This is a genomic window from Tissierella sp. (genome assembly GCF_032104385.1).
In the GTDB taxonomy this organism is placed as follows: Bacteria; Bacillota; Clostridia; order Tissierellales; family Tissierellaceae; genus Tissierella.
Window position 1 is genome coordinate 1 of record NZ_DAMCHJ010000008.1, and the last position, 12,138, is coordinate 12,138.

The following is a 12,138-nucleotide window of genomic DNA, read 5'->3' on the forward strand; positions in this document are numbered from 1 at the left end:
TAGAGATGAAATAAGAGCTAGAGTATCTAAATTATGTGATAAATATCCATTATATTAGTATAAAAAGAGCATATTACAAATAAATTTGATGATTTAACCTAATAAAAAATCTTCTAATAGTACTATTAGAGGATTTTTATATTTGATATTTTAATCAAATTGACATTAATTTGTAAATGTTTTTTAACTAAATTGGTATTCCTTATATGTTATACTTTTCCTATAAATACCAAATATAATTTAAGAGGGAGCGATATAAGTGAATAAGAGATTGATATTATGTGGTACTTTAGTAGTGGCTTTAGCTATAAATGTAGGTTGTCAAAAAGAAGAGGTGAAAGACATTAAATTAGATAATAATCCAGCTATTGCAAAAACTGTTGGAATGGATAATGGTAAAGAAAATAATATAATAAAGATTGAATCTGATAAAATAGATTTTTCGGGAATTGAATATAAACCTTCTGAAACGGAAAAAAGCGAAGAATTAGAAAAAATTATAATAGATTATCTGCAATACGATAAAAAAGAAGATGAGGAATTGGAATATTTTTATAACTATATAGACCTTAATGGGGATGAAAAAGAAGAGATATTTGTTTATTTAATAGGAAAAAGTGTATCAGGTTCAGGTGGTTCTACAGCTTTAATAATTGATAAAGAAAGTCACAAGATAATATCTAATTTTACATTAGTACAAAATCCTATTATAATAAGTGAAGAAAAGACAAATGGGTGGAATAATATTATAATGAATGTATCAGGGGGAGGAGTAGAATCTTTCTACGCTAAATTAGGATTTGATGGAGAGAAATATCCTTCTAATCCTTCAATGGCATCAGAAGTAGAGGAAGGTTCAGTTGTAAAAGGTATAGCGATTATTTCTGAGAACATATGTAAAGGAGATGGGATAGAGATTAAATAGATAAACTTATATGGCTCAATATATTTAGGAATACTAAATATAATAACAGTACTAATTATTTTAAAAGTAATTAGTACTGTTTTTTATTAAGACATATAAAGAAAATCCATAATTAAACATAGGATAATAAATATGATATAATATTATTTGACATTATATATAAGAAATAATTAACTTGTATAAAAAGAGGTGCTAATATGGAAGAGTGTCCAGATAAAAACAAAGTTAGTATATGTTTAAGTTTAGAAAAGATTAAAGACATTTTTGATTCATTAGATATTGGTGTTCATATAATGGATGTTGATGGAATAACAATTTTATATAATAAAGCTTGCGAAGAAATAGAGGGAATTTCAGAAGAGTGGATTGTAGGAAAGGATATGAATAAGCTTGTTTATGATGGAGTCTATTCTGAATCCGTTGCCTTGGAAGCTATATTAAAAGGGGAAACAGTTGCAAAAACACAGAAGGTAAATGGAAGACATATTTTTTCAACAGCTGTACCTATTTATGAAAATGAACAATTAATAAATATTGTTGTAAGTGTTATGGATATGACTAGTTTTGAAAATTTGAAAACTCAGTTTAATGAATTGAAAAATGTAAATATGAGAATACAAAAAGAGTTGAACATACTTAATGCAAAGGATGGAAAAAAGGATTCTATTATAACTAAAAGTGAGAAGATAGAAGGGATAAAGACTTTAGCACTTAGAATTGCAAATGTGGATTCTACTGTATTGATTGAGGGAGAGTCAGGTGTTGGTAAGGGACTTTTTAGCAAATACATACATGAAAATAGTAATAGAAAAGATGGACCATTTATCAAGGTTGATTGTTCCTCTTTACCTGAAGGTCTAATAGAATCAGAATTATTTGGATATGAAGAAGGAGCATTTACCGGTGCTAGAAAAGATGGAAAGGTAGGATTAATTCAACTAGCCAATAAGGGAACTTTATTCTTAGATGAAATTGGTGAGTTGCCCCTAAATTTACAAGTAAAACTTTTAAATGTAATTCAAGATAAGGTGTTTCAAAAGGTAGGCGGAACAAAAAACATATCTATTGATACAAGAATTATAGCTGCAACTAATAGAGACTTATATGCCATGGTAGAAGAAGGAACTTTTCGTGAGGATTTATACTATAGACTAAAAGTCATACCTATAAGGATTCCGTCACTTAGGGAAAGAAAGATGGATATTGTACCTTTGACTAACTTTTTTCTTAAAAAGCTCAATGAACATTATAATTATGAAAAAGTTATTTCTTCAGGTGCTATGAAATTATTGATTAATTATGATTGGCCAGGAAATGTAAGAGAATTGCAAAATGAGGTTGAAAGACTAGTTGTAACATCAGAATTTGAAATAATTACTGAAGAAGATATTTTAGATGGTGATATTGGAAAAGTAAGGTCAATGGAAGTAGATGAGAATATGTTATTTAAAGAAAATGTATATGAATATGAAAAAATTTTACTTGAGGATTATGTTTGTAGGGTAAGTGACATACATGAACTAAGTGAAAAGACGGGTTTAGAGGCTAGCACATTAAGAAAAAAGGCAAAAAAATTGGGAATTGATCTTAAGTTTCAAAAAAGAAAAAAATCCTAAATAAGAGGAAAAAAATCTTCAAATAGTTTCAAATAGTTTCGACCTATATTAGAGAAGTTTTAATAATGTATTTAATTTATCAAAGAGGAAAAAAATCATCTTTCAACCTATTTAGCATCATATATAATAAAATATAATTCATTACTATCATTTATTATTAAAAATTTGATATAGAGAACTTAAAAAGATTTATTGTTTTAAATTGATAATTTCTCGTGAATTAAGGTTGTTTAGTGAAGAACAAAGCTTACTTTTAACTATCTTTTTAGAAGTTATAAGTAAGCTTTGTTTTTTGGCATGTTATTTGCTTATTATATAAGATGTAGTTACTAATATTTTTCTTGAATTTATGATTAAGTAGAAGAATATAAAGTAAATTATACCCCTGAAAAATATTATTAAGCTACATTATATATTATATATATGGAGGTGTCAAAATTGTTTATAGACAAAAGCTTAAAACAATATGCATTAGATACCAAAAGTAGTGATCCTACACCAGGTGGTGGAAGTGTATCTGCTTATGTTGGAACATTAAGTTCAGCTTTAACAAGCATGGTAGGAGGATTAACATTTTCTAAGAAAAATTATTCAGAGTTGTCAGAAGATGTAAGGACTAAAATGGAGTCTAATGCTAAAGAGTTAGAACAATTATTTGAAGACCTAGCAAATGATGTAGATAAAGATACCAATGCTTTTGACAAGGTAATGGAAGCTTTTAAAATGCCAAAGGATACTGATGAAGAGAAGAGATCTAGATCCCAAGCAATTCAAGAGGGATATAAAGTTGCTTTAGAGGTTCCTTTAAAATGTGCTGAAAAATGTCACAGAGTTTTAGAATTACAAGATGTATTTGCAAAGTATGGAAACGTAAATGCAGTAACTGATATTGGAGTAGGTGTATTACTTGCTTATTCAGGATTAGAAGGTGCATTGCTAAATGTAACAATTAATTTAGGAAGTATAAAAGATGAAGAATACAAACAAGTTATTTCTCAAAAGGTTTCAAGGCTACTAAGTTCTGCTAAGGATTTAAAAGAAAAGTCATTAGCAATCGTGTATGAAAGACTTAATGGATAATTTGGTTTTTAATATTAATTTAGTGAGGAGAGAATAATATGGAAAAGAAATATATACTTGCTGTACCTAACTTTAGTGACGGTAGAAGACAAGAAGTAATTGATGCAATTTCTGGTACTATTAAAAATAGAGAAGGAGTAAAGCTTGTTACTTGTGAACCAGAACATGATTTTAATAGAACTGTTTTAACAATAATAGGTGAACCAGCACCACTTAAAGAAGCATTATTAGAAATGGCAGCAAAATCATATGAATTAATTGATATGAGAGAACAACAAGGAACACATCCAAGAATTGGTGGACAAGATACTATTCCACTATTTCCATTAGCTAATATAAGCTTAGAAGAATGTAAAGAATTAGCTGAAGAAATAGGTAAAGAGTTATTTGAAAAACATCAAGTTCCTATCTTCTTTTCAGGGGAAAATGCTAGAACGGAAGATAAGAAGAGCATTTCATTTATCAGAAAAGGACAATATGAAGGCTTAAAAGCTTTATTAGAAGATAGCAATAACCCTGATTATGAGTCTAGAAAACCTGACTTATCAGTAGATGGCAAGTTAAGTCCACAATATGGTGCGACTATTGTATCAGCAGATAAAGAAGGATTAACAGCTTATAATGTATTTTTAGCAACTGAAGACGTAAGTATAGCTAAACAAATAGCTAAGGCAGTAAGAGGACCAAGTGGTGGATTCTCAACAACTAGAGCAGTAGGAATAAAGTTCCCGGAAAGAGAAGGAGTAGTTGTATCTATCAATATGTTTGACTGTGCAAATACCCCACTTTACAGAGCCTTTGAATTAGTTAAGCTTGAAGCTCAAAAATACGGTGTAGCAGTAACAGGATCAGAACTTGTAGGACCCGTTAAGTTAGAATATTTATTAAATAATTTAACTCATTATTTGGGATTACAGGGATTAAAGCAAGAACAAATACTAGAAACACATTTAATGTTTTAATTTGTCATGAGACTGTCCATATCAAGTAATTGAATGGACAGTCTTATAATGAAAAGAATAATACATTGAAATGCAAAGAAGATGATTATTGATATAAGCTTATATGACAGAAAGAAGAAGGTGCCAACTTGGAAAAAATAAACTTAAGTGAAAATAAAGATTATGATTTAAGTAAATTAGATTTAAATGATCCCAAAGTTTTAGACTCAATTGAACTTAATAAATCAGATTGGATTAAAGGATTTATAAAATCATTTATAATTACTGCAATAGCTATATTTGTATTTTTTATACCCATTAATGGAGGAATTCCTTTTGGGTTTATTTATCAGAAGGCTATAGATATTGTTAGTTCTTTAATAGTTATTAATGGGCAAGATGTAGGAGCTTTGCTTATATGTACAGTAGTATTAATGAGTACTGGTATTTCAAGTGTTATTGGAAAATTCTTTTCAAAGAAAGATAGTAAACTTTATAAATATTTTGAAGCAGATTCAGTTATACATCCATTTTTATATTTAGCAGGTGGAATATTTATACTGTTTTATTTTCTTAATAAAATTGGTGTTTATGCTGCTCCAGAAATGATAGTTGGTCCCTCAACGGGAGAGATGGTAATACCTGGAGTAGTTATAGGAGTAGCATTTATTATTCCAGTGGGGGCATTTTTTATACCATTTTTAACAGATTATGGTTGCATAGACTTTTTTGGAGTTATTTTAGAGCCTTTAATGAGACCTTTATTTAAAACTCCTGGTAAATCAGCAGTTGATGCATGTGCTTCCTTTGTAGGTTCAACAACTATGGGTATTATCATTACAAGTAGAATGTATAAGGGAAATATTTATACTGAAAAAGAATCGTCTATAGTAGCTACTTGTTTTAGTGCAGTATCCGTAGGGTATGCACTATTAGTTATGCAAACAGCAGGTATAGGAGAGTACTTTATAATAACATATTTTGTATCATTCTTTTTAGCTTTTGTATTGGCTGCAATTATCAGCAGAATTCCGCCAATAAGCAGAAAGCAAGATGTATTTGCAAATGGAAAATTACAAACAAATGAGGAGAGGAAGGAAGCTTCATTAAAATTTGGTCCATCAATGTTTAAAGCAGGTGTAAATAGAGCTGTAGTAAGAGCTCATACTTCTGGTGGTATGCTTAAAAGAATTATTGCATCAGTTATAGATTCATTTCCTGTATTACCAAAAGTTATTACATTGTTATGTTCAATAGGTATATTGGGAATGATAGTTGCTAAATATACTCCCGTATTTGATATAGTAGGTTATGCATTTTTACCATTAACCAAAATATTAGGGGTGCCAGATGCCCAAGTTGCAGCAGCTGCTATTCCAACAGGAATTACAGAAATGTTTATACCTGTATTGACTATTGCAGATAAGGTAGCTCAATTACATGTTAAAACAAGATTTTTTGTAACAGTAGTATCAATGGTACAAATAATATTCTTAGCAGAATCTGTTGTAGTAATTATGAATACTGGACTGCCAATAAAGTTTAAAGAATTGATGATTGTATTCTTAGAAAGAACGATTATTGCAATGCCATTTGCTGCATTGTTTATGCATATATTGTTTTAATTAATACATTTAATTAAAGTTTTTTAAAAAACTCCATTTATAGTGAATAAGATGGAGTTTTTATTAATATTGGAAAGTAGATTTTTAAAAAGGTTCATAGTAGGGTTGACATATAGATAAATATATTGTAAGCTATATTAGACAATTTAATAATGCCTCACTTTTACAAGTGAGGTAGAGGCGCGGTATTTAACAGTCTTTAGTGGAGTATGAGAAAACAATGATACTAAGGAGAAGGAAATGTCGCCGAAGCTTGTAATATTCTCAGTATTGCTTGCTGGGTCTGCGGTTAAGAGCTGTAGGACTGTCTCAATAAACTTTCCCAGTTTATTGAGTTGTGCTATCTCATTTTGGGAAAAGGAGGGGAATTAGGTATTACTATGTCTATTAGGGCCTGAGTCTATCTCAGGTCTTTTTGTTATCAAAAATAGCATAACTCGTACAAGTGGCAAGTTTGACTTTAAGATAAAATACTAATTAAAATGAAGACAACAGGAGGAAAAACTAGTCATGAGAACAAAACTATCAGTATTAATGATTATTTTTTTATTAACAGTAACGATTTTAACAGGATGTGGGACAAGTAGTAAAATAAAAGATTCAAAAGCAATAGCAAATGAAGATGGAACTTTTAAGGTAGGTCTTGAAGCTGGATATGCACCATTTAATTGGACTCAAATGGATGACTCCAATGGTGGTGTTAAGATAGATGGTGCTAAAGAATTTGCAGGTGGATATGATGTAGAAATCGCTAAGAAAATTGCAGAAGGCTTAGGAAAAGAATTAGTTATAATTAAAACTGAATGGGATGGTCTTGTACCAGCATTGACTTCTGGTAAGATAGATGCAATCATTGCAGGTATGTCACCAACAGATGAACGTAAGGAAGCTATTGATTTTACGGATAACTATTATAAATCCAATTTAGTCATGGTTGTTAAAAAAGGTGGAAAATATGAAAATGCTACTTCTATCCAAGATTTTAAAGGAGCTAAGATAACTGGTCAATTAAATACATTCCATTACTCAGTGATTGATCAGATTAAAGATGTAGACAAGCAGACAGCTATGGATAATTTTACAGCAATTAGAGTTGCTCTTGAATCTGGGATAATTGATGGATATGTTTCTGAGCGACCAGAAGGTATTAGTGCTGAAACTGCCAATCAAAACTTTAAAATGATAGAGTTTAAAGATGGATTTAATACATCAGATGATGATACAGCTATAGCTGTAGGTGTAGCAAAAGGCAGTGATTTAACTGAAAAGATCAATAAAATATTAAAAGGTATTACAGAAGAAGAACAAACAGCTATTATGGATACTGTTATTAAAAATCAACCATCAGCTGAGTAAAAGGAGGAGAAAGATGAATTTTGAGTCGATATTAAAAATTGCTTCAACTAATGGACCAATGTTTCTCCGTGGAGCTGGTATGACACTTTTGATTTCCATGATCGGTACCGTAGTGGGTTTTATTATTGGTTTATTAATAGGGGTTGTACGCACAATTCCTATTCCTGAAAATGGAGCAAAGAAAGTTATTCTTAAATTTGTAAATACTATTTTTTCGATTTATATAGAGATATTTCGTGGGACACCTATGATTGTACAAGCTATGGTAATTTATTATGGATCTGCTGCCGCATTTGGTGTAGATATGAATCGAATTTTTGCAGCTATATTTATAGTATCTATTAATACGGGAGCCTATATGTCAGAAATCATTAGAGGGGGCATTGTTTCCATAGATAAAGGACAATTTGAAGCTGCTCAAGCTATAGGTATGAACCATATTCAAACTATGGTCAATGTCATATTACCACAAGCAATACGTAATATTTTACCAGCAATGGGAAATGAATTTGTAATTAATATAAAAGATACTTCAGTTCTTAATGTAATTTCTGTAACTGAATTATATTTTCAAACAAAATCCGTGGCTGGAAATAACTTTAAATATTATGAATCATTTTTTATAGCATGTGTTCTTTATTTTATAATGACATTTACTATAACAAGGATTTTACGTTATATTGAAAGAAGATTAGATGGTCCTGAGAATTATGTTAAGTATGCTAATGAAATACAAGTAAAAAAAGCTATGATTGGTAGGACAAAAGAGTGCAATGCTAATCAATATTAGAGAGGGAAGGCAAATATGGAAAAGGTTATTGATATTCAACATTTAAGTAAATCCTTTGGAAATCATCAAGTGTTAAAAGATATTAATTTTTCAGTAACCAAAGGAGAAGTAGTTTGTATTATTGGTTCATCTGGTTCAGGAAAATCAACCCTTCTTCGTTGTGTAAACCTTCTAGAGAAACCAAGTGGTGGTAAAATCCTTTATAAAGGAGAAAATATCTTAGATGATAAGCATGATATTTACGAATATCGTACAAAGCTAGGAATGGTGTTTCAACAATTTAACTTGTTTAATAATCATAATGCTTTAAACAACTGTATTGTGGGGCAAATGAAAGTGTTAAAACGCTCTAAAGAAGAGGCAGAAAAGGTAGCTATGAAATATTTACAAGTAGTTGGAATGGATCAATATATTAATGCAAAGCCAAAACAATTATCAGGAGGTCAAAAACAACGTGTAGCTATTGCTAGGGCACTTTCTATGGAGCCTGATGTTATGCTATTTGATGAGCCTACATCTGCTCTTGATCCAGAGATGGTAGGAGAAGTGCTTAAAGTTATGAAGGAACTTGCTGAAACAGGACTTACCATGTTAGTAGTGACTCATGAAATGGGATTTGCAAAGGAAGTAGCTGATCGTGTAGTATTTATGGATAAAGGAGTTATTGCAGAAGAGGGAAGTCCAGAGCAGATTTTAAATAATCCCCTTGCGGAACGTACAAGAGAGTTTTTGAGACGTACTTTATAATAGTTATAGTGCTAAAAGATATTAAAAGTAGTATTGTGAAATCTGTGTCTTTATCTTCTTTAGACACAGATTTCACTTACATTAATTAATATCCCATTTTTAAATTAACCACATTAATAAGTTCTTCCTTATTTATATATCTTTTCATATTTTCATAGGCTATCTCGTATCTTCTTCTACTGTACATTTCTGAAGCCCAAGAGTTATGAGGAGATATAATTACATTATCCATTTCCCATAAAGGACTATCTTCTGATAAAGGCTCTACTTCAAAAACATCAAGGGCAGCTTTTTTGATTTTACCAGATTTTAAATTATTAATAAGGGCGCTTTCATCTATGATGCTTCCACGAGCAATATTTATTAAATAAGTTCCATTTTTCATACTTGAAAATATATTTTCATCTATTAGATGATGAGTATTATCTGTATATGGAGCAGCTATTATTAAAAAATCACATTGAGGAACTATATCATTTATTTTATCTATACTAAAACATTGATGAAAATACTTTGCACTCTTTCCACTAGAATTAATACCCAGTATCTTTACCCCAAATCCTTCTAGTCTTTTAGCTGTTTCTTGGGATATAGAGCCGGTTCCAACGAATCCTATAGTTTTTCCAAAAAGCTCTAAAATTGAAGTATCCATTTTCCATATTTTTTTATTTTGTTTATCATAAAACTCTCTGCTATTTTTAATCATTTCTAATATTTTAAGAATTATCCATTCAGCTATAGGTATACTATATCCACCTCTGTTGTTTGTAAGAATAATATCTTGAGCTAGAATTTTATCTATTGGTACTTGGTTGATACCTGCACTTAAAAGTTGTATCCATTTAAGATTTGGGAAAAGTTCAATATCTATTTTATTAAATGGATCAAAGCATACCATCAAATCTATATCCTTTATTTCCTTGGAAAAGTTCATATCTCTTTCATCCTTGAATATTATTTCAAAACCTAAGTTTTCCAGATTTTTCATTTCATCATCTTTATATCTAAAAGTAATTAATGCTTTCAAAAATATTCCTCCTTTTAATGCTATGATAATATAATAATACCCATCTGCCTATAAAAACAACATTTGATTGGAGTTTTGATATGAAGAATAAAAATGTTGCAAAATGTCGAAAAATCTGGTATATTTATTACGTTAAAATAAAATATTTGCTTTCATATAATCTCGATAATATGGTTCGGGAGTTTCTACAGGATAACCGTAAACTATCCTACTATGGGTCAGGATAACAGATAAAACTACAAAGGTGGATATAATTTCTAACCTTTGTTTTCGTTTTCAAAGGACTGAATTCTTTCCTATAGGAAAGAATCAGTCCTTTGTTGTATTCATGTATTCCATTGTTTGAGGGCAAAGTAAAGGAGAGACATAAATGGATTTACTAAAAGATTTACTTGCAGCACTTAGTGTTATTCTTAATGGATTACCTCAAGGACTTTTGGCATTATCATTTGGATTTGCATCGGTTCCTACAGCTTTTGCATTTATTGTTGGTGCCGTTGGATGTTTAGTTTTAGGTGTAGTAGCTCCAGTTTCATTCCAAGCAGAAACTATTACATTAGCAGGAACAATGGGAAAAGATATGAGAGAACGAATATCTATGGTTATTTTAGGTGGAGTAGGTATGACTATTATAGGCATATTTGGTCTTCTTGAAAGAATTGTAACCTTTATAGGACCTGCAATTACAAATGGAATGATGGCAGGTGTAGGTATTATGTTGACACGTGTAGCTATTGATATGGCAAGAAAAAATAAGATTGTTGGTTTTGGATCTATTGCTATTAGTTTCATTACCTATATGATTACAAAAGATCTAGTATATACAATTGCAATTTCAGTGATTATCACAAGTGTAATAGCAATGATATTAAAACAAAAATCTAATATCAATATTACTGAGAGGGAAAAGATTGTTTTTCAAAAGCCTGTTATAAATATTTCTGTTGTTCGTGGTGCTTTGGCAATGATATGTCTAAATATTGGAGCAAATATTGCCTTTGGAAAAATCACTGGAAGTATTGCGAACACTAATGTAAATATCGACCATTTATCTATCGTAAGCAGTTTGGCAGACTTAGCATCTGCAATGTTTGGAGGAGGACCTGTTGAGTCTATTATTTCTGCAACAGGAGGTGCACCACATCCTTTGATGTCAGGCGTTTTAATGATGAGTTTAATGGCAATTATCTTATTTGCAGGATTACTTCCTAAAATGGGCAAATATATACCTAGTGAGTCAATTGCTGGATTTTTGTTTGTATTGGGAGCAATTGTAACAGCACCTGTCAATGCTACAGCTGCTTTAACTGCAACAGGCATACCAGGAGGTTCTATTGTTGGAGGAATAACTATGACTGTAACAGCAATAACTGATCCGTTTTTAGGTATGTTAGCAGGGATTATTTTTAAAGGATTTGCTAGTATATTAGGAATTTAATGTATAAGGAGGAGTTTAAATAATGAAAAAAACATATTTTATTGAAGTGGCTGGAGTAAAACGTGAGTTACCTATTATACAAATTAGTGATAATCTTAGTATTGCAAGTTTTGTAATATTAGGAGATACTGAAATGGTTTGTGCAGCAGCTTCTGAAATTGTAAAGAAGTTACCTGAAGTTGATATATTAGTAACTGCAGAGGCAAAGGGAATTCCCTTAGTATTTGAAATCTCAAGACTATTAAAGATGAAAAGATATATTGTAGCGAGGAAAAGTATTAAACCATATATGAGTTCACCAATTGTTGATGAAGTTATTTCCATCACTACACAAAAGAAGCAATTATTATGTTTAGATGAGCAGGATGTGGAGTATATAAAAGGAAAAAGAGTAGCTATTATTGATGATGTTATAAGTACTGGAGGTTCAATTCAAGCATTGGAAAGGCTTATAGACTCTGTAGGAGGTATTGTTGCTGCCAAAGCAGCTATATTAGCAGAAGGTGAAGCAGCAGATAGAGAAGATATTATATTCTTAGAACATCTTCCCCTTTTTGAAATAAAATAGCTTGTTTTATAGTAAAATTCTTGGA

At 30.6% G+C, this 12,138-nt stretch carries 11 protein-coding genes and 2 riboswitches; of the genes, 10 read left to right on the forward strand and 1 reads right to left on the reverse strand.

Annotated elements, in window-relative coordinates:
• Positions 1-259: 259 nt before the first annotated feature.
• The 8 genes from RT714_RS09170 (at position 260) to RT714_RS09205 (ending at position 9,080) form a co-directional block, all read left to right on the forward strand.
• Positions 260-925 (forward strand): hypothetical protein, encoded by a 666-nt coding sequence (locus RT714_RS09170; protein WP_313757276.1) that lies wholly within the window; start codon positions 260-262, stop codon positions 923-925.
• A 197-nt stretch (positions 926-1,122) separates the two neighbouring features.
• The gene (locus RT714_RS09175; protein ID WP_313757277.1) at positions 1,123-2,541 is read left to right on the forward strand and encodes a sigma 54-interacting transcriptional regulator; all 1,419 of its coding nucleotides are present in this window, start codon (positions 1,123-1,125) and stop codon (positions 2,539-2,541) included.
• A 438-nt stretch (positions 2,542-2,979) separates the two neighbouring features.
• A complete protein-coding gene (locus tag RT714_RS09180; RefSeq protein WP_313757278.1) occupies positions 2,980-3,621 on the forward strand; it encodes a cyclodeaminase/cyclohydrolase family protein in 642 nt (213 codons plus the stop codon).
• A gap of 38 nt (positions 3,622-3,659) precedes the next feature.
• Positions 3,660-4,583: a glutamate formimidoyltransferase gene (gene ftcD, locus RT714_RS09185; protein WP_313757279.1), complete on the forward strand. Its 924-nt coding sequence runs from the start codon at positions 3,660-3,662 to the stop codon at positions 4,581-4,583.
• Positions 4,584-4,711: 128 nt separating this feature from the next.
• Positions 4,712-6,187: a nucleoside recognition domain-containing protein gene (locus RT714_RS09190; protein ID WP_313757280.1), complete on the forward strand. Its 1,476-nt coding sequence runs from the start codon at positions 4,712-4,714 to the stop codon at positions 6,185-6,187.
• 167 nt (positions 6,188-6,354) lie between these two features.
• Positions 6,355-6,538: riboswitch (Lysine riboswitch) on the forward strand.
• Positions 6,539-6,697: 159 nt separating this feature from the next.
• Positions 6,698-7,543 carry a transporter substrate-binding domain-containing protein gene (locus RT714_RS09195; RefSeq protein WP_313757281.1) on the forward strand — a complete coding sequence of 282 codons (846 nt, stop codon included), beginning with the start codon at positions 6,698-6,700 and terminating at the stop codon, positions 7,541-7,543.
• 13 nt (positions 7,544-7,556) lie between these two features.
• On the forward strand, positions 7,557-8,333 hold the full coding sequence (locus RT714_RS09200) for an amino acid ABC transporter permease (RefSeq protein ID WP_313757282.1): 777 nt from the start codon (positions 7,557-7,559) through the stop codon (positions 8,331-8,333).
• Positions 8,334-8,348: 15 nt separating this feature from the next.
• A complete protein-coding gene (locus RT714_RS09205) occupies positions 8,349-9,080 on the forward strand; it encodes an amino acid ABC transporter ATP-binding protein (protein WP_313757283.1) in 732 nt (243 codons plus the stop codon).
• 85 nt (positions 9,081-9,165) lie between these two features.
• Here RT714_RS09205 and RT714_RS09210 read toward each other — a convergent pair whose 3' ends face one another.
• Positions 9,166-10,107 (reverse strand): phosphoglycerate dehydrogenase, encoded by a 942-nt coding sequence (locus RT714_RS09210; protein WP_313757284.1) that lies wholly within the window; start codon positions 10,105-10,107, stop codon positions 9,166-9,168.
• Between the two features lie 132 nt (positions 10,108-10,239).
• A riboswitch (purine riboswitch) is annotated at positions 10,240-10,341 on the forward strand.
• A gap of 136 nt (positions 10,342-10,477) precedes the next feature.
• Here RT714_RS09210 and RT714_RS09215 point away from each other — a divergent pair.
• Together RT714_RS09215 and RT714_RS09220 are read left to right on the forward strand one after the other, a co-directional pair.
• Positions 10,478-11,545: an NCS2 family permease gene (locus RT714_RS09215; protein WP_313757285.1), complete on the forward strand. Its 1,068-nt coding sequence runs from the start codon at positions 10,478-10,480 to the stop codon at positions 11,543-11,545.
• 22 nt (positions 11,546-11,567) lie between these two features.
• The gene (locus RT714_RS09220) at positions 11,568-12,113 is read left to right on the forward strand and encodes a phosphoribosyltransferase family protein (RefSeq protein ID WP_313757286.1); all 546 of its coding nucleotides are present in this window, start codon (positions 11,568-11,570) and stop codon (positions 12,111-12,113) included.
• The last annotated feature ends 25 nt before the right edge of the window (positions 12,114-12,138 follow it).